Annotated in this window: 16 protein-coding genes; 7 read left to right on the forward strand and 9 right to left on the reverse strand. The window is 64.5% G+C overall.

Annotation, left to right across the window (positions count from 1 at the left end):
- Positions 1-21: 21 nt before the first annotated feature.
- Entirely contained in the window at positions 22-498 is a 477-nt protein-coding gene (locus LVJ94_38180) for a hypothetical protein (GenBank protein ID WXB02728.1), read from the reverse strand.
- 58 nt (positions 499-556) lie between these two features.
- Positions 557-1,843 carry a hypothetical protein gene (locus LVJ94_38185; protein ID WXB02729.1) on the reverse strand — a complete coding sequence of 429 codons (1,287 nt, stop codon included), beginning with the start codon at positions 1,841-1,843 and terminating at the stop codon, positions 557-559.
- Positions 1,844-2,090: 247 nt separating this feature from the next.
- Between LVJ94_38185 and LVJ94_38190 the strand changes: the two genes are divergently transcribed.
- Both LVJ94_38190 and LVJ94_38195 read left to right on the forward strand, forming a co-directional pair.
- The gene (locus LVJ94_38190; protein WXB02730.1) at positions 2,091-2,915 is read left to right on the forward strand and encodes a hypothetical protein; all 825 of its coding nucleotides are present in this window, start codon (positions 2,091-2,093) and stop codon (positions 2,913-2,915) included.
- A gap of 434 nt (positions 2,916-3,349) precedes the next feature.
- Entirely contained in the window at positions 3,350-3,778 is a 429-nt protein-coding gene (locus tag LVJ94_38195; protein WXB02731.1) for a hypothetical protein, read from the forward strand.
- 18 nt (positions 3,779-3,796) lie between these two features.
- Here the strand turns inward: LVJ94_38195 and LVJ94_38200 are convergent, their stop codons facing one another.
- From LVJ94_38200 to LVJ94_38215, 4 genes are all read right to left on the reverse strand, one after another.
- On the reverse strand, positions 3,797-5,167 hold the full coding sequence (locus tag LVJ94_38200; protein WXB02732.1) for a sugar transferase: 1,371 nt from the start codon (positions 5,165-5,167) through the stop codon (positions 3,797-3,799).
- A gap of 71 nt (positions 5,168-5,238) precedes the next feature.
- Positions 5,239-5,853: a polysaccharide biosynthesis/export family protein gene (locus LVJ94_38205; protein WXB02733.1), complete on the reverse strand. Its 615-nt coding sequence runs from the start codon at positions 5,851-5,853 to the stop codon at positions 5,239-5,241.
- An 84-nt stretch (positions 5,854-5,937) separates the two neighbouring features.
- A complete protein-coding gene (locus LVJ94_38210; GenBank protein ID WXB02734.1) occupies positions 5,938-7,467 on the reverse strand; it encodes a hypothetical protein in 1,530 nt (509 codons plus the stop codon).
- Positions 7,468-7,492: 25 nt separating this feature from the next.
- The gene (locus LVJ94_38215) at positions 7,493-8,863 is read right to left on the reverse strand and encodes a glycosyltransferase (protein WXB02735.1); all 1,371 of its coding nucleotides are present in this window, start codon (positions 8,861-8,863) and stop codon (positions 7,493-7,495) included.
- A 58-nt stretch (positions 8,864-8,921) separates the two neighbouring features.
- Between LVJ94_38215 and LVJ94_38220 the strand changes: the two genes are divergently transcribed.
- From LVJ94_38220 to LVJ94_38235, 4 genes are read left to right on the forward strand one after another with little or no spacing between them, the layout of a single operon-like run.
- Positions 8,922-11,255 carry a hypothetical protein gene (locus LVJ94_38220; GenBank protein WXB02736.1) on the forward strand — a complete coding sequence of 778 codons (2,334 nt, stop codon included), beginning with the start codon at positions 8,922-8,924 and terminating at the stop codon, positions 11,253-11,255.
- Between the two features lie 29 nt (positions 11,256-11,284).
- Positions 11,285-12,373 carry a glycosyltransferase family 2 protein gene (locus LVJ94_38225; protein ID WXB02737.1) on the forward strand — a complete coding sequence of 363 codons (1,089 nt, stop codon included), beginning with the start codon at positions 11,285-11,287 and terminating at the stop codon, positions 12,371-12,373.
- A gap of 12 nt (positions 12,374-12,385) precedes the next feature.
- Positions 12,386-13,792 carry an O-antigen ligase family protein gene (locus LVJ94_38230; GenBank protein ID WXB02738.1) on the forward strand — a complete coding sequence of 469 codons (1,407 nt, stop codon included), beginning with the start codon at positions 12,386-12,388 and terminating at the stop codon, positions 13,790-13,792.
- A complete protein-coding gene (locus tag LVJ94_38235; GenBank protein WXB02739.1) occupies positions 13,789-16,041 on the forward strand; it encodes a heparinase II/III family protein in 2,253 nt (750 codons plus the stop codon). Before LVJ94_38230 ends, LVJ94_38235 begins: the two co-directional genes overlap by 4 nt.
- Positions 16,042-16,184: 143 nt before the next feature.
- Here the strand turns inward: LVJ94_38235 and LVJ94_38240 are convergent, their stop codons facing one another.
- The 3 genes from LVJ94_38240 to LVJ94_38250 are packed head-to-tail and all read right to left on the reverse strand — an operon-like array spanning position 16,185 to position 20,822.
- Positions 16,185-16,895, reverse strand: a complete 711-nt coding sequence (locus LVJ94_38240) for an enoyl-CoA hydratase/isomerase family protein (GenBank protein ID WXB02740.1) — start codon at positions 16,893-16,895, stop codon at positions 16,185-16,187.
- A 4-nt stretch (positions 16,896-16,899) separates the two neighbouring features.
- Positions 16,900-18,075, reverse strand: coding sequence for a lipid-transfer protein (locus LVJ94_38245; GenBank protein WXB02741.1), 1,176 nt, complete (start codon positions 18,073-18,075; stop codon positions 16,900-16,902).
- 20 nt (positions 18,076-18,095) lie between these two features.
- Positions 18,096-20,822, reverse strand: coding sequence for an SDR family NAD(P)-dependent oxidoreductase (locus LVJ94_38250; GenBank protein WXB02742.1), 2,727 nt, complete (start codon positions 20,820-20,822; stop codon positions 18,096-18,098).
- Between the two features lie 164 nt (positions 20,823-20,986).
- Here LVJ94_38250 and LVJ94_38255 point away from each other — a divergent pair, with 164 nt between their 5' ends.
- Positions 20,987-22,276: a M18 family aminopeptidase gene (locus tag LVJ94_38255; GenBank protein WXB02743.1), complete on the forward strand. Its 1,290-nt coding sequence runs from the start codon at positions 20,987-20,989 to the stop codon at positions 22,274-22,276.
- The last annotated feature ends 112 nt before the right edge of the window (positions 22,277-22,388 follow it).

Raw genomic sequence — 22,388 nt, forward strand, 5'->3', positions numbered from 1 at the left:
GGCTGCGCCCGTCCGAGTGCGTCAAGAGCGGCCGATGCGGGTTTGCGTCCAGGTGTAGCCGGCGGTGCTGCTACCGTGCGAGGTCCACGCTTTGATGGTGTACCAGCTGCGGCCCGCGGGGCCGGGCGGCGGCGACGGTGGAAGTACGACCGCCACCCCCCACGGCGACGATGCGCTGGGGTTCTCGACATGGGCATCGCTCTTGGCGAATTCCTGCCCGTCCATGACGACCTGCACGTGCACGATGCCGTCCACGCCCGCGCCCTTTCCGCGGATGGTCACGTAGATATTCGGCGACTCCGGAATGACGCTGAGGCATGTCTCCGTGAAGGAGACGATGCTCTCACCCACGGTATCTTGATATTGCACTGGATAGCAGTTCGGAGCATCGAACTCGTCCGCGAGCAAAGGCGATGCATCTGCGGGGGCCGCCATCCCAAGGGCGCTCGTGCCCGCAAGGAGGGAGGTGGCCACGATGAGAATACGAGCAAAGGTCATGAGTTTCCCTAACGTAGTTGGGTGAGGGTTGGTTCGAGGAGCGAAATGATTCGTCGACTTAGCGCTGCCCCATGGCCACGAGCTTCTTGACGACGCTGGGGTCGACGTAGTGATTGCGCGGGCCTACGGGATCTACGACGTTGTCGGGCAGCGTATCCGTGACCAGCCACGCGAAGGGCGCGACCTCGAGTCGATTGGCGCCGACGGAGGGATCGTCCAAATATTCACCGCCGATGATCTTCGCCCTGTTGTCGGTCGCCGGCCTATCGAGCTCGATGACCGCGACGACGCGCAGCTCCTGCATCGACTGCAGGCCCGACACGGGCGCAACGTTCGGTCCGGATTCGGCGACCCAAAAGACACTCGCGTCGACGAAGACGAATCCCTTGGCTTGGTCATCCCATTGATAACGCGTAAATGCCCCCGTGCGACGGCCGGTCGCGACCAGGTTGGCCGCCTCCGCCTCGTTCAGCGCCTCGTACCTGTTGATCGTGTATCGAAATGCCGGCTGATTCCAAATTTGCGCCGTGGTGTTCGGGTGCTGAACGTCGAGCACGAACGGCTTCCTTTGCTCTTTGAGCTGACGATGGAGCACGATGAGGAAGGCCCCCGCATTGAGCCCCTGGCATCCGACCGACGCACCGCTGGAGGTGACCTTGCGCACGATACGTCCATACTCGTCGCGCTCGACGTTCATCGTGTCGCATCGACTCCCGATCAAGCGTGAGCGCGCGTCGTAGTACGCCTCGGCCATGAGCGCATTCACGTCGCCAATCTCGAACTTCACGCAGTCCGGCGTGCCTTCGGCGCACGCGGCGATGCCACCGCCCGCACCGCGCTTGGCGAACACGGCGTGTTTCAGTGGGGCATTCGCCGTCGCCGCAGCCGTCCAGCCGTTGCAGATGCCCTCCCAACTCTGGATCTGGCCGCCGTGCGCACCCTGGCCATGATTTCGCCAGTTCCACTCCTTCGCGGCGTCCATGTATTGCGGATTCGTGACGGTAATGAGCTTCTCGAGTGGCGACTGCGTGTCGCTGCCTTGCCATCGCACGTCGATGCCATTTTCGCTGTATGGCCAATACGTATCGGGATATGGCACGTGCCGGTCGTCGGTGCCGAATGTCTTACCGACATCGGCATTCGAAATGTTGTCGTTCAGCAACGGGGAAAAGGACGGCAATCCCGCGACGGGCGGGAACAAGCCGGTCGGATCGTCCGCCGGCGAGATTCGATCCGGTTGTCTTACCGCGCCGGCCCGCTCGTCGGACGGTACCGATTCATCGGGCGCGAGAGAACAACCTGCGGATGCGAAGAGAACACTGCACAAAAGGATGGACGAACGCATGGATAGCTCCGATGTGGGCTGTGGAAGGGGTTCAATGAGGTTTTCGCGGTTCCGCGAAGAACCGCGACTTCGTCCCCTGCGAGACACGGCGCCTCTTTCATGGCCAGCGCGAACATCGCGTTCATGTCATTCGACGCGGTTCGTCGGGAAATACGGTTTCGTCTGCCGACCGGGTCCTCGGGCGCGAGCTCTCCCCGGCCGAATGCTCGACAAAATGGATACGCAGAGAGACAATGGCGGGCTTTCCATGAGACCCATCGCCGGATACCTTCTCTCCACCCTCGCCATATTGACGACCGCGCTCGGATGCGCGAGCAGCTCCGAACCGCGGACGTGGACGCCCGCGGACTACGGCAGTGACTACCGCGCGACGGGCATGGTGCGTCCCAAGCTCATTTCGGGCGAGCCGCTGAATGACATGGCCCAGAGATTCCCTTGCTACCTGCCGCCGGACACCGCGGCGCTCGTCCGGATCAAGTGCACCCTCCAGGTCGATGGCAGCCTATCGACGTGTCGAGCCAAAAGCATTCTCACGAATTGCGAAGATCCGTTCGCAAACCTCGTCGCGAATCTCGAAAAGACGTATCGGTATCGGCCATTGCTGTCCGATGGTCAGCCCAAGGAAGTTTCGTTCACGTACTCTTTGCAATTTCACGGCGATGGTGTCGGGAGTGTTCCACTGCGGCGCTCGAATCGTCCCATGCCTGATCGGTCGCCGCGCACGGACGTGCAAAATTTGAAGCCCGGTGAAACGCTACGACAGATTGCGGGGAGCCCACCATCCTTTCAACAGGGCGGCGGCATCTGCGTACCTCCCAAGACAACGGCCGTCGTAAGCCTCTCTTGCATCGTGGGCACCGATGGCGGCGTCTCGGATTGCGGGTCTTTTCCGGCCGTGGAGCCCGTGGGGTGCGACGAAGCGGTAGCAAACGCCATCACGACGATTCAGGAGACATATCGGTTTCGGCCGATCGTTCGCGATGGGCAGCCCATTGCGGTGTACCACAAATTCGATTTCCAGTTACTGGGCGAAGGGGTTCGCCCGATTCAAGTGACTCCTGGTCCGGAGTAGTTCTCAATCACCATCCGAGCCATGACCGTTCGAGCGCGATAGTGCGATCGGGCGCCTCACGAACGAGTCTCCAAGGCCGCTTTCAAGCCCTCGCCCGTGAGTGACCTTCCTTGGGCTATGGCGGACTCGCGGACACGTGCGTGGGGGAGACGAGGACGTGCATTCGGGAGACGCCCCCGCAGGCTACTGCGCAGTGAATCCAACCGAACGATGACAGAAATTGTCATGCCATGACCGCGCCGATCATACCAGGCTGGAGTCGCGGTGCATCGCGTCGCGCGCTGCGAGCATATGCGCAATATTGGCCGAAAGTCGCGGCGCGGGGGATCGCATGCCATGCCGGTACGGATCGTGCTCTCGTCGCGGCGATCGTTCGCGCAAGATCAATTTCAGCCCGCACATCGACGATCCCACGAACAAGTGAGGTTCATTTCATGAAGGTCGAAGCGTTTCTCTTTTCTATTCTGGCAGCCATGACGGCGTGCTCCTCGAACGACGATGGCGACTCGAAAGAGCCGCCTCCGGGAGAGCAGGAGCCAGGTCGCTGCAGTGGTGATATTACGAACTGTGCCCTCGGCGCGCTGTCGGACGCGCAGAAGGCTGACATGTGCAATTTGACGTTGGAAGCGATCGATTCGTCTTCGGGCGCCAAGTTCGAATGCAAGTCGGGCCCGCAGAGTGGCCAATATCTCCAGGTGAACGCGAAGAACGAGTGCGTTGCCCAGAAATTCCCGGCATCTTGTTCGATCACCGTGTCGGAGCTCCTCAAGTGCTACAAGGCGGCAAAGGCCGACGCCTGCGCAGCATTCGAGGAAGGTGGGGCGTGCACGGCCATGGTCGGCCGTTCCCAGGAATGCACGTAACTTACGACGCCGGGACGGCTACCGTGCGCCAATCCGCAGCAAGACGACCTTGATCGTGTCCAGCATGATCGACAGATCGAAGAGCAGCGAGTAGCTCTTGATGTAGTACAAATCGTACTGCAGTTTCTCGATCATGTCGTCGGCGGTTGCGCCGTACTTGCAGCGCACTTGCGCGTGACCGGTTACACCCGGTTTCACGTAGAGGCGCTGCTTGAAGAACGGGACCTGTTGGTCCAGTTGCTCGATGAAGACGGGGCGCTCGGGGCGCGGGCCGACCATGCTCATGTCGCCGCGGAGCACGTTCCACAATTGCGGCAGTTCGTCGAGCCGCGTCTTGCGAATGAATTTACCCACCAAAGTCACGCGATCGTCGTTCTCTTTGGCGAATTGGGCACCGTTCTTCTCGGCGTCGGTGCGCATCGAACGGAACTTCAGAATCGTGAACAGCCGCCCGAACTCCCCTGCCCTCGTCTGCGTGTACAGAACCGGGCCCGGTGAATCGAGCTTGATGGCCAGCGCCGTCAGCAGCATCAACGGCGCCGCCATGGCGAGGCCGATGCCCGCGACGATGACGTCGAAAATGCGCTTCAAGCGGCGGGTCGTCGGTCGCGATGTGAAGCCTTCGGCGAAGATCAGCTGGCTCGGCTTGAGCTCGCGGACGAAGATCTTGCCCGCCATGCGCTCGTAGAAGCTCACGCCCTCTTCGACCTCGACCCCGCGGAACTTCACCTCGAGCAATTGCTCCACGGGCAATGTGCCGCGGCGGTCCGGATAGGCCACGATGACGGACTTGATCTCCTGCCGCTCGACGACGTCGCGCAGCTCGGCGTAGGTGCCGATGACGCCCTCTTGTCCGTGCGTCATGGAGATGCGGTCGCGCGATAGCAGACCCACCAGCTCGAGCCCGCAGTCCGGCGCCTCGCGAATGAGTGTGGCAATTTCGTGCGCCAGATCGCCATTGCCCAGGATCAGCGTACGCCGCAAAAAGCCGGCGTTGGACGAGATCCGGTTGTAAAGCAGGCGCCAGGTGGGCACGGTCACGGCCGTGATGGCAATCGCGGGTACGAAGATGCCGCGCCCGATTTCCAGCGGACGCACGGCGTAGAAGAGCCCCCAGAGGATGACGCTCGCCAGCGCCAAGGCTTTGAGCATGCCGCTGAACAACGCGCGGGCTGTTTGGACCGAATGCAGCTCGTAAAGGCCTGCGTAATAAGCGGCGCCCTGGACGACCAAGCCGACCAGAAGGGCTTTCTTCGCGATATGAGGATAGGTGAGCCCGTCGTGGAGGCCTAGACGGACACACGCCGCGACGATCAGCACGATCGCCACGAGAACTCCTTCGAACGCGAAGAGAAGGAGGCGCCTTGGTGAACGTAATAGCTCGACCATCGCTCCGTTCGATTCGCTGCCCCGGCTGCAGCGATACTCCTTTGCAACTAAATGCCAGGGATCTTATCGACTTAGGGCACTATGACGGTATCGCCCGATTGCAGTGCCAGGTTCTGCTGAAGCTCACCTTTTTCGACGACGGCATCGAAATCGAAGGGGATCCGCCTTTCACCGCGCGCGTCACGCCGGACGATGACGATGCGCGCTGGGTTGGCAAAACGGGTGAAGCCGCCGGCGAGCGCCAGACCGTGCAAAACCGTGACCTCGCCGCTGGGCGTGAATTCTCCGCCACGCTGGACTTCGCCAACGACGTAAATTCGATAGGAGTGCACCTCGGACACTTGGACGTTGGCCGGGGGTTGCTCCTGGAAAAACTGTTTGAGCTTCGATTGGATATCGGCGGTGATCTCCGTGACCGTGCGGCCGTTCCCGGGAACGTCGCCGAGAAGGGGTAGCGAAAATGCCCCATCCGGCCGCACCGTGACTTGTTGACTCAGTTCATCGTGTTTCCACACGTTGATCTTGAGGATATCGCCCGGCCCAACCTTGTAGCCGAGCGCGCTTTCCGCCGGCCAGTTGTACGTTGGGGATGGACCGCACGCCGAGACTGCAGCGGCAGAACCGAGGGCGAGACCGAACAACGCGCAGGCGAATGGCCGCGAGGGCAAGGAGGGGAGGGGGCGCATAGGGCGGACCTGTCACCCGTTCGATGCTGAAGGTGGTGGCGCCGCTTCCGTGATCTCACTCACGGGCGCGACAATTCTTCTAGCTCAGCGTGTGTATTCGCCCGACTGCTCGACCGTGGCAGGAAGCAACGGGGCGAATTCCCTCAGCGAGGCAACTAGGCGCGCGCCTTCGCCGGGGTCGATGGCATAGAACGAGACGCGCGGCTCTTCGCACACGACGTTGTCGGCGATGCCCCAGCTTCCAACCTTCTGCCATGCGGGGCGGGCCATCTTGTCGTAAACGATGGCGATTTTGTGGCCCTGCACGACGCCATCGATGGCATCGCCGTGAAAGACCGCGGCCAGCTTGAGGCGTGCGACGGCGGGGCTGCCCAGGCCGATGAGGTCCACGACCGGCGGATCGCTGAAATAGGCAATGGCGCCGACGTCTTGGATCACGATGGGCTGATCCGGATAGTACCGTGCCACGAAGCGGGCCATCTGCATCTGCTGCTCGTAAATGTTGTAGCTCGCCGTGGGCGTCTTGATGAACGAGTGCACGCTGCGCGTCACCACGGGCACCAGCAACAGCACGAACGCCAGCGCGTACACGCGAAACCGTCCCCACGCCGCCCGCATGGGCTCCGCGAGCGCGACGAGGCTCAGCAAAACCAGGTACGACTCGTAGCGAAAGAGCCACCCCACCTTGGCAAAGCTCGTGTGGAGAACCATGGCCGCGGCGGCAACGACGAGCATCAGCTTGCCGCGCCCCCACCAAGGTTGCGCCCGCGCCCCCGCGTAGGCCAAGCCGAGCAGCACGAGCAGCGCGAGCAGGTGCCGCTCGCGAACGTAGGGCATCGCGAAGTCGACAAGCGACGTGGCCGCGCCGAAGTGGTGGCGCTTGAGGAGCACGGGATAGGGAAACGCCGCCGCGCCATGGGTTACGGAGAACAGCGCGAAGCCGGCCACCGGCACCGCCGCGCCCACGCCCAGCGCCACCGCCATGGCGAGCCTTCGCCGGATCAACGCGAGCAGCCCCAGAATGCCCACGACGAACAGCGTCTCGTAGCGCGCCGAGGTGGCGATCATCGCGAAGAGCGCCATGGCGGCGAGTCCGCGGCCTCGGGTCGCCTCCGGTGCCGCGAGCGCATCCACCGCCGCATGCACGAGCAGCAACGTCGCGAGCATATGGAGCGTGTGCTCCATGCCGATGAGCACATTCGACACGATGGGCGTCGCCAGCAGGATCGCACTGCCGACGAGAACGCGCCCACTTGCGCCGTAGCCATCGCGGCGCAGTCCGCGGTCCACCACCGTCGCGAGAAGCGCGGCGAACACCATGTTGAGCGCGAGCGGCCCGAGCTCGCCCTTGGAGAACGGGCGCAGCGCGGCGAGAAGCAGCGGCCACACGATGGAGGACGACGCGGGCGTGAACTCGTGCGACGTGATGCCGTAGACGCCTTGGTCGGCGAGGTTCTTGGCCAGCGCGAGATGGATGTAGCTATCGTCCAGCGGATAGACGAAAGAGCCGCCGGTCCTCGCGCGCATGATGAAAAAGGACACGGCCACGCAGCCCAGGACGACCCCGGCCACCAAGGCCCCACCCGCGATGCGCGGCTCGTGCGTGCGCGACACGCGTTCGCTCGTACCGCACGCCTCTTCAGTCTGCAAGCCGGGAGGCTTCGCGCATCACCGCAGCGAACTCACCGGCGAGTGCATGCCGCGTATAGCGCTCGATGCCGCGCGGCGCAAACGATGCCGCGGCCTGCCGTGCGTGGCCGTTGCCTTCGCGGAACGCGCGCAGGCGCGCCTCGAGGTAGGTCGCAATGCCCGCCTCGTCGCGCGGTGGGAGCACGTCCCCCAAACGATGGCGCGAGACCAGCCGCGTGAGCGCCCCCGGCGGCGACAACGTGAGGCACGGGCGCCCCAGGCACATCAGCTCGAAAATCTTCGCCGGGTAAATGCGCTCGACGCCGGGCACCTCGTCGAGCGTGCACAAAACGAGATGGCTGCGGGCCAGCTCGATGAGCGATTGCGCGTGCTCGAGGTAACCGAGTCGCTCGACGCCGAGCGCCTCCGTCCCCTCGAAGGCATCGAGCTCCGTGTCGACGATGCGTCCGATGAAGCGCACGTGAAGATGCCGCGCGAGCTCCGGCGAGCGCTCGTGAAGCAGGCGCACCGCCCCGAGAAAACCGCGCACGCTGGTCAGCTTGAACACGGTGCCCGCGTAGCCAATGACGAAGCGGTCGCGCGGCGGCGACGGAAGGTCCGTGGGAAAGTCGTCCGGATCGTAGCCATTGGGGATGGCGTGCACGCGCCCGGGGTCGAGGAACCGAAAGTGCGACAGCAGGTTCTCGCGGAACTCCTCCGTCGCCGTGATGACCGCGTGCGCGGTGCGGAGCAGCGCAGACTCCAGCGGATCGCCAATCTTCGAGCCGATGCGGCCACCCATCATCTCGTACGCGGTGCGGTACGTGCTCCACTCGTCGCGGTAGTCGAGAATCACCGCCACCTTCCGCCGCAGCAGACGCACGACCGGGGCCAGCAAGAACTGCGAAAACGGCGGCGCGCTGATGAGCACCACCTGCGGCGGCGGGCCCGAGAAATAAAGCTTCTTCAGCATGGCCGCCTGCGCACCCGGCTGCCAGAGGATCTGGGCGTCGGGCACGAGCAACTCCTTGGCCAGCGCGCCCAGACGGATCTTGCGATGGTGCGCCGTCTCGCTCCACGCGGCGCGCTTGAGAGCATACCCCGGCTCGAGGGTGCGGGCGCGCAACACTTGGATGCCCGGCGGCAGATCGTGCAGGAGCGACGCATCGGTGAGTGGCACCGAGGGATTCGCCACCGTCAGCACCGTGGGAACGACGTGGTGCTCGGGCAAGTACTTGGCCAACTTGAGCATGCGCTGCACGCCGGCCCCCCCCACGGGAGGAAAGCTGTACGCCACGATCAAGGCGCGCAGCCAATCAGCCGGCGCGGTCACCGACGCGGGGCTCGCCGCGGTCGTCCTTCGTTCGTCCGAATGCGGCACATCCATTTTCCTACCATGCGATGCATCCGCCGTCCCCCTCGTAGCATCATTGTCGTTCATGGCCGAACCGCGGCGTCGTCTCACGGTTGCATGGCTTACCTGCCTGACGTGGGCGGCATCGCTCGCCGCATGCGCCGCGCAGGATTGGGGCTCTCCCGCAGGAACGCCCGCTTCACCTGCGCCTGCGACGCCCGCGGGCAACGCCTCCGCTTCGACCTGGGTTCCACCGCCCAGCGACACAGCGGCGAAGGACCGCCCGCGCCTCTTTCTCACCGCGGAGGTGCTCACCGCGTTGCGCGAACGGGCGCGCGGCAATGCACCGAGCTGGGTGGCGCTTCGAGCTCGATGCGACGACTACGCGGACGCGCAGGTCGCCTACCCCGATGGCGCGGACTACCCCAGCAAAGGGAACATCGGCGAGGGGTACCAGGGCCAAGGCTACTTCGGCCCGCTGCTCGAGTTGTCGCTGTGCCATCAGGTCCTCCGCACGGTCGATGCGAACCGCGCGACTGTGTACGCGCGCAAGGCGCTCGAGGTGCTCGACAAGATGAGCGAGAAGGACGGCCCGCACGCCGTGCCGATGGAGCGCGACTCGGTCTACGGCATCCGCTTTTTCGGCGCCGGCATGGCCATCGCCTACGACTGGCTCCACGCCGTGATGAGCCCCGAGCAGCGCCGCCGCATCGACGACGCCGTCCAGCGGTGGATCGAGGTGTACGAGAAGCGCGGCTTCGGGCGCGATCACCCACAGGGAAACTACTTCGCCGGGTACTACGCCACCAAAGCCCTCTCCGCGCTAGGTAGCGAGAGCAGCGAGAGCACCGACGCCAACGAGCGCTGGCGCGACTTCTTCGAACGCGTGCACCAGAAGAGCGTGGCGCCGTTCTATGCGGCGCACCTCGCCGGCGGCGGATGGCCCGAGGGTTGGGGCTATGGAACGCTGGCCAGCTTGAACATGAGCCTTCCCGCGTGGGCAGCGCGAACCGCGAAGGACGTCGACTTGGTCCGCGCCGGCTTCACGTACCCGGTGGACCAGGCCAAGTACCTTTTCCATTTCTCGTGGCCCAACCGTCGAACCCTCGACGATCGCGGAACGATCCACGCGAGCGACACGCCGTCCGCCTTCGATCCCGCACTCGCGTACGGTGCGTGGGGCTTTGCCTCGATGTGGAAGGATCCCATCGCGCCGGCCTTCCACCGCTTCGCGCGCGAGGTGAAAGAGGCCGCGGGCGGGCCGCCCACGTTCTTGGAGCCGCTGGTGGGCATGCTTCTCTGGGACGAACAGGGCGCGGACGCACCGTTCGACGATCAGCCGCGTGCCTACCTCGCCAAGGGGATGCAAACGGTGGCCATGCGCTCCTCGTGGCGCAAGGACGCGGTGTGGGCTTCGTTCAGCGCGGGGCCGTACGTGAACAACCCCGACTCGGGGGAAATGCTCTTCGATCAGGGCTCGCTCTCCGTCGTTCGGGGCGATCGGCCGCTGCTCGCCTATGCGCCGACCCGTCTCGTGAAGGGCTCGAAGGACGGCGCCCGCGTGGAGAACCAGGTGTACGCGGCGCTGTTCGGCGACAAGGCCGAGCGCGCACTCTTCAACGTGTTCTACGCCAAGCCACCGGACGGCCCTCGCCCGGGGCAAATTGCCAACGTGTCGGCCAAGACGTCCGTCGGTGTCTTCGAGGATCGCGAGCCCTTCGTCGTGGTCCGCGGCGATCGCCTCGAGGAGACGTACCGGCCCGGCACCGTGGCCGCCTGGACGCGCCAGATCGCCTTCTTCCGGCCTTCGCTCTTCGTCCTCGACGACCGCACCGAGGCCGCGAACGGGCGCGCGGACCAGTGGCTCGCGTTTCATCTTTCGCAGCGTCCCCACGTGACGCACCACGCGCGCGTCGACGCGGGCGATGCCGACGACTACGGCGGCGCATTGATTCCACTGCTGCCGCGCGGCGCGAAAACGACGACGGTGGACATCTTCGGCGTGCACAAAGTGTGGCGCGCCGAAATTCGCCCCCCGGCAAAAGCGCGCACCCAGCGATGGTGCACCGTGTTCGACGCGTCGGCCTCACCGCAAGACGTCGCCGCGCCATCGCTGGTCGCCTTCACCGAGGGCAAAGCACGCGGGGCGCTGCTTCGTCGCAAGGACGCTGCCTACGTCTACGTGGCCGCGCCCGACGAGGCGAACCGCATCGAGGGCGCGTTCGCGTACACGGTGCCCACGGCCGCGCTGCATGTCATCGCGGATGTGCCGCCCAATGCGAGCTACGCGCTCCTCGCGCAGGGCAGAACCGTGCGTGCCGTGCCCGATGGGGAAAACGGCACGAAAATGCAGGCAAGCGCGCAAGGCATCCTCGCGTTCCGCGTATCCGAGGACGGAAAGATCGAACCGGTACCGTAGCCCGCGACATCTAAGAAGCGGTTTTCCCAATGGACCAGGACGCCTCCCTCCCCCGCTTGGTAAGCCTCGTCGTGCCCTGCCTCAACGAGGAGGCGTACATCGAAGCGTGCATCCGTTCGCTCCTCGCGCAGGACTACCCCAAGGACCAGCTCGAGATCCTCGTCGTCGACGGCATGAGCTCCGATGCGACCCGCGAGATCCTCGCGCGCATCATGGACGAAGATGCGCGCGTGCGCGTCATCGACAACCCGGAGCGCATTCAGGCCGCCGGCCTCAACGAAGGCATCCGCGCCTCCAAGGGCGACGTCATCGTCCGCGCGGATGTACATGCAGAATACAACCCTGACTTCGTCCGCCAGTGCGTGCTGGTGCTCGCGGAAACGGGGGCCAGCAATGTCGGCGGCGCCGCCCGCCCGCGCGCACACACCTTCTTCCAGCGCGCCCTCGCCGCGGCGCTGGAGAGTCCGCTCGCCATCGGCAATTCCAAATACCGCCAAGTCGATGCGGAAGGCTTCGTCGACACGGTCTTTCCCGGTGCCTTCCCGCGGCAAGTGTTCGCGCGGGCGGGGCTCTTCGATCGCAAGGCCATTACCAACGAGGATGCGGAGATCAACCAGCGCATCCATGCCGCGGGTGGAAAAGTCTATTTGAGCCGACGCATCATCGTGCACTATTACCCGCGCGAATCGCTGGGTGCGCTGGCGCGGCAGTATTTCAAATATGGGAAAGGGCGCGCGCGCACCCTCTGGAAGCACGGCAAGTTTCTCACCCTGCGGCCGGCGCTTCCGTTCTTCGCACTAACCGGCGGCGTGGGGCTTCTTCTCACGTCGCACCTGCAGCCGTTCACACCGTTCGCCTTCGGCGGCTACGCCCTCGGCACCCTGGCCGAGGCGGTGCGCGTCGGGAGGAAGCTCGGGGCAACGGCGATTCCGGTCATCTGGAGCATCTTTCCCGTTCTGCACGCGTCGCACGGAGCTGGCTTCGCCGTGGGGCTCGTGCAATATGCCTTCAAACCGGACTGGGGCCCCATCGAGTATCTGGATGAGTCTCCATCCGACAGCAGTGATGCACCTTCCACCTCGATTAACCTGAACGGAGCGGGGATGGCGGCGCGCTAGCCCCGAACGCGATTGGGACTCCTCGGAGCCATCCTCCTCGTCACGACCGTTTTTTTGCGGCCGCAGGAAGTCATTCCGCTGCTGCAAGGGATCGGTTTTCTCAACATCGTGACGGGCCTCGCTGTACTGGGCATCATCATCGAATTCGCCACCGGACGGACGCGCTCCGCATGGACGCCGCAGCTGCCGTACCTGGGCGCCTTCGCCGGCTGGTGCTTCGTCTGCACCGTGGTCAAAACGGGGCGCAGCGAGCTCGATCACACGGTCAACACGGTGGTGTTTTCCACCGTGTTCATGTTGGTCATCGCGTATGCCGCGCGCAGCTATGCGCGTTTCGCGGTCATCGCGACGACGCTGGTGGTCATTTCGATCGCGCTTGCGTCGTTTGGCTTCGTCCAATCGCGGGGCGAGTTCGAGTGCATCCTCATTTCCGGGGAGGACCTCGCCGCCGGCGACAAGAGCACCGGCATCGCCACCGGGCGAGCGTGTGTGCTCAGCCCGCGCGAATGCGACGAGGACGCGCGGCGCGATGCCATGGAGATGGCGCCCGGCTCCGAGTTTCTCTGCGAAAAACCGGGGCCGTTTCAGACCTTCACCATCGGCCACGGGCGCGTGCGCTGGCGCGGCGTTCTCGCCGATCCCAACGAGCTGGCTTTGGCCATCGGCGCCGCGTTCGCGTTTTGCTTTGCCCTGTACAGCACGGCGCAATCCAAATTGAGGCACATCTTCTTCGCGGGCGCGCTCGCGATGGCGTCGTTTTGCGTCATTCAGACGCAATCGCGCGGCGGCGTTCTCGTGTTGGCCGCCGTGCTCGGCGTCTTCTTCGTGCGACGTTATGGCTTCAAGGGAGCCTTCGCCGGCGCGACCATGGCGCTGCCATTGGTGATGCTCGGCGGACGCGGCGGCGAAGAGGCCGAGTCCTCCTCACTGGAGCGCCTCGGTGCGCTTTACGAAGGTGTGGACATGTTCCGCGCCTCGCCGGTATTCGGCGTGGGACAAGGGCAATTCGCGGAGCATTACTTCATCACCGCCCACAATTCGTATTTGCTCGCGGCGGCGGAGTTGGGACTTCCCGGGCTCTTCCTTTTTAGCCTCCTCATTTATGTATCGATGAAGATCCCCTACGTGGTCGCCTTCCATCCGGCGGAAGACGTGGACCAACGGCTGCGCCCGTTCGCGCTTTCGCTGTTCGTGGCGTTCTCCGGCATTCTCATCGGAATCACGTTTCTGTCGTTCTGCTACCACGCGATGCTGTTCATTTACCTGGGCCTCGCGGGGGCGCTCTACGGCGCGGTCAAACAGACGAGTCAGTCGTTCCAGATCAAGCTGCGCTGGAAGGAATACGCCGCGGTGTTCGGGGTCAATCTGTTGATCCTGGTGTTTCTCTTCGTCTACACCCGCATCAAAGGAGCTCCATGACGGCGGCGCGGTTCGTGGTGGGCGCGGTATGCCTCGGTCTTTCCATCGGGCCCGTCGGCGCATGCAAGCGCATGGTGCGCGGGTGCGTGCGCGGTGAGAGCATCAAGCCCACGCCGAGTGGCACAGCAGCGCAAGGCTCGGACGAAGCGACGGCCGGCGGGGAATCGGGGAGTCCTGCGCCACTGGTGCCGTTGCCGCCGCTGGCGCGTTTGCCCGAGCATCCGCGCATCGCGCTCACCCCGGCGCGGCGCGCGCGCATGAAGCGCAACGCGGCACAGCATGCGCCGTCGTGGACGCGCATGGGCCATTTGTGCGAGGAGGCGACCGCGAAGCGCATTCCCAGCGGCTACGAAGCCTGGGATTGGACCAACGCTGCCCTTTCGTGTGCACTGGTGCATCAGGTTCAGGGAGACGAGGCAGCGGCACGCACCGGCGTCCTGTATTTGCGCGCGCTGGTGGACGACAAGGCCAAAGTGGGTGACGGAGAAGGCGGCGACACCGCCATTCGTCACGACAATGGATATGCGATTCGCACGCGCGGGTTCCTCGGCGCCCTCGCCTACGATTGGTTGCACGATGCCCCGGGCATGACGACCGAGTTGCGCCAGCACGTGGTCGATCGACTGGCCTCGTGGATCGATTGGTACGGCCGCGAGGGGTACATGCGCGACAAGCCGATTGCCAATTACTATGCAGGGTATTTCGGGGCAGTGGCCATGACCGGCATCGCCGCCGAGGGCGACGATCCGCGGGCGACCAAGTTTCGCGCGCAGGCGCAGCGCATGTTCCTGCGCGATATCGGACCGGCGTATGCCAAGTTGGACGGCGGGCAATGGCCCGAGAGCTGGCAATACGGCGGCGGCCCGGCGGTGACGATGGCGCTGTACGCGACGACGGAGCACGTGGAATTGCCCTGGCTCCGGCAGATCCTCGGGTATCGAACGCACGCGCTGTTGCCGGATGGTATCCATCTTTACGACAACGGCGATTGGAGCGAAAAGCCGGCCGTCGCCGCGGGCGCGGAGCTCGACGCCGTGGCGCTGGCGTTCGACGCGGATCCACTGGCGCCGCAAGCTCGCACGCTGGCGGCGAAGACGGTGCGCAAGCGCGACGACCCGTTCGGCTGGGTGCAGGCGCTCGTCGATGATGCGTCCGCGCCGGTCCGCGCGGAGGATGATCCGCGGCGCGGGACGAAGAGCTACCTCGCCGCCGGCACGGGCACGCTGTTCGCGCGCACGGCGTGGACGCCCGAGGCCGTGTGGTTCGCGTTTCAGAGCGGGCCGTACCTCTCGGATCATCAGCACCTCGATCAGGGGCACTTCGAGCTGGTGCGCGGCGAGGACGTGCTCATCTCCGATCCGGGCGCGTACGGGTCAGGCTCCACCACGAGCCACAATTCCATTTTGGTCGACGACGGCAAAGAGACCCTGGTCTATGCGCCGAACCAGGTGCCGGTATCCCGCGCGACGGTCACGCGCTTCTCCGACGACGGCACCTTCGTGCACGCGCTCGGGGACTTTACCTCGGCCTACGATCCGCCCCCCCAACGCGACACCGGGAAACGGTCGGTGACCCACGCCGAGCGGGAAATCCTGTTTTCGCGCACCCCGGTCGCGAGCAACGCCGCTTCGTCCCGCCTCGTGATTTACGATCGCATCACGGTGGCAAAGCCCGCGTTCGCGGTCACCTGGATCGCACACACCGGCGGCGAGGCCAGCCCCACACGCTTCACGGTCGGCAGCTCCGCGGCGCAGATCTACACGGTGGCACCGGCCGAACCCAAGGCCCGACTCGCGCGCGAGCCCAGCTCGGAAAAGAGCGACAGCTTCTGGACCAACGACGCCCCCGCGAAAGGCCTTCGCGCGACCCGCTTGGAGATCCCCTCCCCCACCGGCGCAACGGACCGCCGTTTCCTTCACGTCATCACGGCCTCCTCGGCCGACGCCCCCCGCGCTGCCTTGGGCGCCGTGCGCGGCGACGCCGTGGAAGGCGCCTCGCTCGACGGCGAAGCCTACGTCTTCCTCCGCTCCGCCGTCCAAAAGCTGCCCACCGGCTTCGACTATACCGCCCCCGAAGACGCCGCCCGCCACATCGTAAACGGCCTCGCCCCCAACGCGAGCTACACGGTATCCGCCTCGCGCGGCGACGGCGGCTGCAAAGTCCGCGTCACCCCCGGCAGCGGCCCCAAGACGTCCGACGCGGGCGTCCTCGTCCTATCCATCGCGGGCTGCGCAGTGAAATCCGAATGAGATGGACATGAAGGCGGGAAGGCGGGAAGGACTAACGGCGAGCGCGGCACGGAACGTTTTTTTGTTTCCAGTTGGCCTTCGGGCCTAACTGAAAACCTCAAAACCTTCCCGCCTTCCCGCCTTCATGTCCATTCTCTCTCTCTTCAGCGGCGGAGGGCGGCGAGCATGCGGTTTTTTACGTCGTCGGTGATCCATGCCTCCACGGCTTCGTCGAGGCGCTTTTTGTGTTCCGCTTCGGGGCACAAGTCGGTTTCGCCTCGGCCGCGCAGATCGCGTTTCGTTGCGGAATACGCGTCTTGGGGGAGAGCGCCCCAGGTGGTCAGTCGATCGCGTGCATTCTGCAAGGGGTCTTCGGATACTGCGTCGAGCAAGCCGAGTTCGAAGGCGGTGATCGGATCGAACAACTCGGCGCCGAGGATGACGCGCTCGTGGTGCTGTGGGGGGACGCGGCGGCTCACGATGGTGTGGATGCGCGGGGGGAAACGGACCCCCAATGCCACCTCGTTGAGGCCGATTTTGATCTTCGGGTCGGCCAGCGCCACCCGGTAGTCGCAACACAAGGCGAGGACGCAGCCGCCAGCGATGGCGTGCCCATTGATGGCCGCGGCCACGGGTCCCGGATAGAGGTACACCGCGGCCATGAAATGCTCGAGCCGGTCGAGGAACATGCGCATGGCAGGTCCATCGAACCGGCTCACCGTCTTCAGATTGAGCCCGGCACTGAACGCGTTGTCGCTTCCCGTGATGAGGACGGGGCGGCCGGCGGCCTCCCGCAGTTGCTCGAGCAGGTACGCCATCAGCGTCGAGTCGAGCGCGTTCTTCGCGGGGTGTGCGAGCTTAATCTCGAAGATCATGCCACTAATCTCGTCGATACATCGTAATGACGCAAGCGCCGCCCAATCCTAGATTGTGCTGAAGCGCGACCTTGGCATCGGGCACCTGGCGCTGATCGGCTTGCCCGCGAAGCTGCCACACCAATTCCGTGCACTGTGCAAGTCCAGTGGCGCCGAGCGGATGACCCTTGGAGAGGAGCCCGCCCGACGGATTCGTCACGTATTTCCCGCCGTACGTGTTCTGCCCTTCCCAGATGAACTTCTCCGCCTCACCCTCCTTGCAGAGGCCGAGTGCCTCGTAGGTGAGCACCTCGTTGGCCGTGAAGCAGTCGTGCAACTCCACCACGTCCACGTCTTTGGGGCCCAGGCCGGCTTGCTCGTACACCTTCTCGGCGCACTTCACCGCCATGTCGTAGCCGACCATCTTGATCATGCTGTCGCCGAAGCTCGAGGCATAATCCGTGGTCATCGCCTGCGCCGCGATGTACACCGGCTTGGCAATCCCGTTCTTCTTCGCGAACTCGTCCGAGCATAGAACGGCCGCCGCTGCACCGCACGTGGGCGGGCAACATTGGTAGCGGGTCAGAGGATCGAAGACCTCTTGCGAGGCCATGATCTCCTCCAGTGAGAGCACCTCGTTGAAGAGCGCGTATGGATTCTTGCTCGCATGCTTGCGCGCCTTCTCGCTGACCTTGCCGAAGGTCTCCTTCTTCGTTCCGTACTTCCAGCGGTATTCGCGCCCCGCCCCGCCGAACATCTGCGCGGCGAACGGTGCCTGGTTCACACCTTGAACGCGCGACATCACGCCGGCGTGCTGTTCCAGCGGATTGACCCGATCGGTGAACTTCGACCCGAGGGCGCCCTTCTCCATTTGCTCGAAACCGACCACGAGCACGCAGTGCGCGCCCGCATCGATGGCCTGGCGGCCCAGCATGAGCGCCGTGGAGCCGGTGGAGCAATTGTTGTTCACATTGAAGACCGGAATTCCGGTCAGGCCGACATCGTAGATGGCCCGCTGACCGCAGGTGCTGTCGCCGTAGACGTAGCCGGCAAAGGCCTGCTCGACGTCGTCATATTTGACCTTGGCGTCCTCGAGGGCAGCGCGTGCTGCCTTGGAGGCCATGACGTTGTAATCCTCGCTGGCGCCCGGCTTGGCGAACTTGACCATCCCCACGCCGATGACATTCACGCGCTTGCTCATTGTTCTTTTCCTTCCGTCGCTCACGCCAACTGCTTCAAGAACCCAATCCGCTGCGCCACCCGGACGTCCCCGTCCACGCGCAACGCACCCTTTTGATAGAGCGATTGCGGCTGCTCCGTCCCCTTCACCAGGGCCGCCAAATCCGCATCCTTCAGGGTCAGCACCGTGGTCGCCGCAGCGTCCGTCCCTTCCTTCACCGCACCGCTCTTCAAGTCGACCACCCATGCGGCGTCAGGCTCCTGAATGCGGAATTGCAACACCGCCCCGACCTCATCGACGAGCCGTTTGTCCTTCGCCACCAGCTCCTTCAACTTCGCAAAAATCCCCGCAGCCTCGGCATTCTTGGTCGGAGCCGTGGGAGACGGCTTGGCGCCGGGAGTTGACGGTGCCCCAGGGCCCCCTCCCCCTCCGGAGGTACCCGGCTCGCCGGGTCCGACTTTCAACGCAGCGGAGGGCTGGGGTGGGGGAGCTCCCCCCGCCCGTGCCTTCACCACCTCCAACACCAGATTGGGATCCAGCTTCTTCAAGAATTCCAACTTCTGCGACGCCATCACGTTGCCGGAAATCTTGAGCTTCCCACCGAAATACAACTTTTGCGCATCGGCCTTGCCGGTGCACATATCCATGAAGTCCGTGTCCTTCAACTCGAGCGTGGTATCCGCCGCCGACGACGTCTCCGTCGAGACCGACCCGTTCCCACTCTTCAAATCGATGGTCCACGCGCTCGCCGGATCGGTCAGCACGAATCGGAACACCGTCTGAACCTTCGACGCCAATTGCGCATTGGCCTCCAGGTATTTCCCAATGGCCTGGAACACGTCCGCACTCGTCGGCTGCACCCCGGCAGCCGGCGCCGCCTCGGCCTTGCCGTCTTTTTTCCCGGCCGCGACGGCTGGTTTCGGCTGCGGGATCTTCTCGTACAGCTCGATGGCCGCGCGGCTGATGACCGCCTTGTCGCGCTCCTTCACCTTGGCCTGGAAGACGATACGCGCCCCAATGCCCTTGGCCTTGTCGCCTTCCGAAAGCTCCTGCTTCCACATCTCGGTGACCAGCGTTTCGCCCGGGAACACCGAATCGGCAAACCGCACCTTGATGCTGCGGAAATACCGCGGATCCCCATTCGGTGCGAACGACCGCACCACGTGCCGCCCCACGTACCCAAAGGTGCAGAGGCCATGCAGAATCGGCTTTTGGAAGCCGAACGCCTGCGCAAAATTCGGATCCGCATGGAGCGGATTCCAATCGCCCGAAAGCCGGTACAACAAAGCTTGGTTCTCGGGAATCGGCTCCGTCACCACGGCATCCGGCGCACGCTCCGGCGGCATGTACGGATCGCCGCCAGGCCCGCGGCTGCCACCGAAACCACCGGCGCCGCGCACGAAGGTGGTCATCTCGTTGACGATGAGCTCTTCGCCGCTCTCGTCGTAGCTCTTGATCTCGGTCACCACGAGGGCAAACTTGCCCTTGTCGAAGATGTCCTTGATGCGCGCCTTGTGCACCAACTTGGCATTCGTGGGCAACGGCCGCTTTATTTCCGTGTACTGCTCACCGTGCAGCACGCGGTCGAAGCCGTAATTCAGACCCGGCGCCTGCTTTCCTTCCTTCATCAACTGGAGCACGGCCCCCAGCGCGGGCGCCACGCCGAACGTCGGGAACGTGTGGAACCCTTCCCCGTGAAGCTCGTAGACCAACTGCAAGTCCTTGGCATCCAGCGGATCCTTCGCCGCGCCGATGCCCAGCGCGTACAGCGCCACGTCCCGCTCGGTGTACGACGATTCGATGGTCGGCAGCTCCGACCCCAGCGCCAAGTCCACGTCGACGAACTCGTTGCCGCCGAGGCTCGGCCCGGCCTGCACATTGGCCAGGATCGGCGCCATGGATTGCATCACATTGGCCGGATGCTCCGTCTCCTCGAAGGAGGTAATCTTACCCCACGACGACTTCACCGTTTCCGGCGTGATGGCCCGACCCATTCGGAACGTCTGGCCCTTGGTGCGCTCCCAGCGCAGCTTTCCGAAGAAGCCTCCGCCGACCTCGAAAAGGCCGCCGGTCTCCTCACAGTTCTCGTGGCATAGCCATGCCACCAGCGGGGTGACGTACTCGGGCTTGAGCGACGCGATCAACTCGGGCGGAAGGATCGTCTCCGTCATGCGCGACCCGGCGATGGGCGCGATGGTGTTGACGTTCACGTTCTTCTTCTTGCCCTCGATGGCCAGGGTGCTGGCGAAACCGGCCACGCCCAGCTTGGCCATCGAATAATTGGCCTGGCCGAAGTTGCCATAGATGCCCGCGGCCGATGCCGTCATGATCACGCGGCCGTAGCCCTGATCGCGCAAGTACGGCCAGGCCGCATGCGTGACGCGGAAGGCGCCGAGAACGTGCACCCGATAGATGAGGTCCCAGTCGTCCTGGGTCATCTTGGGGAAGCTGACGTCGCGCAGAATGCCGGCGTTGTTCACCACGATGTCGACCCGCTTGAAGTGATCGAGCGCGGTCTGCACGATCTTCGCGCCGTCTTCCACCGAATCGTAGTTGGCCACGGCCTCGCCGCCGAGCGCCTTGATCTCCTCTACGACTTTGTCGGCGGCCGCGGAGCTCTTGCCCTCGCCCGTGTGGCCTCCACCCAAGTCGTTGACGACGACCTTCGCGCCGCGACTGCCGAACAGGAGGGCATGCGAGCGCCCAAGCCCGTTGCCAGCCCCGGTGATGATCACGACCTTCCCATCGAACCTCAGCTCGTTCGCCATGGCGCTCCTCAAAAATGTTCGAAAGCGGATGTTTCGCACACAAAGTATTCGGTTCTTGGGCCACGTCAAGCCGAGCACCCCTGGAAAATCGCCTCCTCATCGGCACAACCGGATTCTCCCTCCCTCTGCAGGGGAGGGGGAGGTGCGTGGTAGGGTTACGTGACATGGACATCCTGAAGGATTTGCTGGCCTTTCTGCGAAATTCGCCCACGCCGTACCATGCCGTGGAGAGCGCTGCGACGCGGCTCACGGACGCGGGATTCCAGGCGCTGCTCGAGACCGATTCCTGGAAGGATCTGGCACCCGGCAAGTACTTCGTGGCCCATGGGGAGAGCGCGTTGGTGGCGTTCGTCATTCCCGCCACGCGGGATGTTCGCGGCTTTCGCTTGGTGGGCGCGCACACGGACAGTCCGAACCTGCGGCTGAAACCGAAACCCGAGTACAAGAAGGAGGGCTATGCGCAGCTCGGCGTCGAGGTCTACGGCGGCGTGCTCCTCAACTCATGGCTCGATCGGGATCTTTCGCTGGCCGGGCGGGTCCTCGTGCGCACGAACGGCAAGCTCGAGTCGAAGCTCGTGCGCTTCGACCGGCCTTTGTGCCGTGTTCCGCAGCTGGCCATTCACCTCGATCGCGATGTCAGCGACAAGGGGCTCGTGCTGAACAAGCAAGAGCACCTCGCGCCCATCATCGGGCTGGCCGACGGCACCGCGGACATCACGGAGCTATGCGCCCGGGAGCTGCGCCTCGAGAAGGCGGACATCGTGGCGACGGATCTCATGCTCTACGACATCGTGCCGCCCACCGTGGGCGGTGCCGACGGCGAGTTCCTCTTTTCGGCACGGCTGGACAACCAGGCGATGTGCCACGCGGCCATCCTCGCGCTCATCGATGCCGCGCAAGACGCGGACAAGCACGCGGTGGTGCCGGTGGCCGTGCTCTTCGACCACGAGGAGGTGGGCAGCGAAAGCGCGACCGGCGCCGGTTCCGCCTTTCTGCCGCGCGATCTCGAGCGCATCGCACTCGGCCTGGGCAAGTCGCTGGACGACATGCACCGCGCCTTTGCGGGCTCTCTCTGCGTCTCGGCCGACATGGCCCACGCCGTCCATCCCAACTACGTCGAACGCCACGAGGCGCGCCACCGTCCCGCCCTCAACGCCGGCCCAGTCATCAAGGTCAATTCCCAACAGCGTTACGCCACCTCGGCCAAAACGGCCGCCTTGTTCCACGACCTTTGCCGCGCCTCGGACGTCCCCGTCCAAAGCTACGCGCACCGCACCGATCTTCCCTGCGGCTCCACCATCGGCCCCATCACCGCCGCCAAACTGGGCATCCCCACCGTCGACGTGGGCAACCCCATGCTGAGCATGCACTCCATCCGCGAACTCGGTGGCACCAAGGACCCGGAGCGGATGACCAAAGTGCTCACGCGTTTCTACGCAGTCACCGATTATTGATTTTACAGGGAGATCGGGAGATCGGGAGGGCTGAGTTTTTTGATTGGATCAACCGGCGCGTCTTGAATCAAATCAAAACCTCCCGATCTCCCGATCTCCCTGTTCAATCCTC

This window comes from Sorangiineae bacterium MSr11367 (assembly GCA_037157805.1).
Lineage (GTDB): Bacteria > Myxococcota_A > Polyangia > Polyangiales > Polyangiaceae > Pendulispora > Pendulispora rubella.

Coding starts and splice junctions, on each gene's coding strand:
- LVJ94_38180 (WXB02728.1), bottom strand. CDS start 498: ATGACCTTTGCTCGTATTCTCATCGTGGCCACCTCCCTCCTTGCGGGC.
- LVJ94_38185 (WXB02729.1), bottom strand. CDS start 1,843: ATGCGTTCGTCCATCCTTTTGTGCAGTGTTCTCTTCGCATCCGCAGGT.
- LVJ94_38190 (WXB02730.1), top strand. CDS start 2,091: ATGAGACCCATCGCCGGATACCTTCTCTCCACCCTCGCCATATTGACG.
- LVJ94_38195 (WXB02731.1), top strand. CDS start 3,350: ATGAAGGTCGAAGCGTTTCTCTTTTCTATTCTGGCAGCCATGACGGCG.
- LVJ94_38200 (WXB02732.1), bottom strand. CDS start 5,167: ATGGTCGAGCTATTACGTTCACCAAGGCGCCTCCTTCTCTTCGCGTTC.
- LVJ94_38205 (WXB02733.1), bottom strand. CDS start 5,853: ATGCGCCCCCTCCCCTCCTTGCCCTCGCGGCCATTCGCCTGCGCGTTG.
- LVJ94_38220 (WXB02736.1), top strand. CDS start 8,922: ATGGCCGAACCGCGGCGTCGTCTCACGGTTGCATGGCTTACCTGCCTG.
- LVJ94_38225 (WXB02737.1), top strand. CDS start 11,285: ATGGACCAGGACGCCTCCCTCCCCCGCTTGGTAAGCCTCGTCGTGCCC.
- LVJ94_38235 (WXB02739.1), top strand. CDS start 13,789: ATGACGGCGGCGCGGTTCGTGGTGGGCGCGGTATGCCTCGGTCTTTCC.
- LVJ94_38240 (WXB02740.1), bottom strand. CDS start 16,895: ATGATCTTCGAGATTAAGCTCGCACACCCCGCGAAGAACGCGCTCGAC.
- LVJ94_38245 (WXB02741.1), bottom strand. CDS start 18,075: ATGAGCAAGCGCGTGAATGTCATCGGCGTGGGGATGGTCAAGTTCGCC.
- LVJ94_38250 (WXB02742.1), bottom strand. CDS start 20,822: ATGGCGAACGAGCTGAGGTTCGATGGGAAGGTCGTGATCATCACCGGG.
- LVJ94_38255 (WXB02743.1), top strand. CDS start 20,987: ATGGACATCCTGAAGGATTTGCTGGCCTTTCTGCGAAATTCGCCCACG.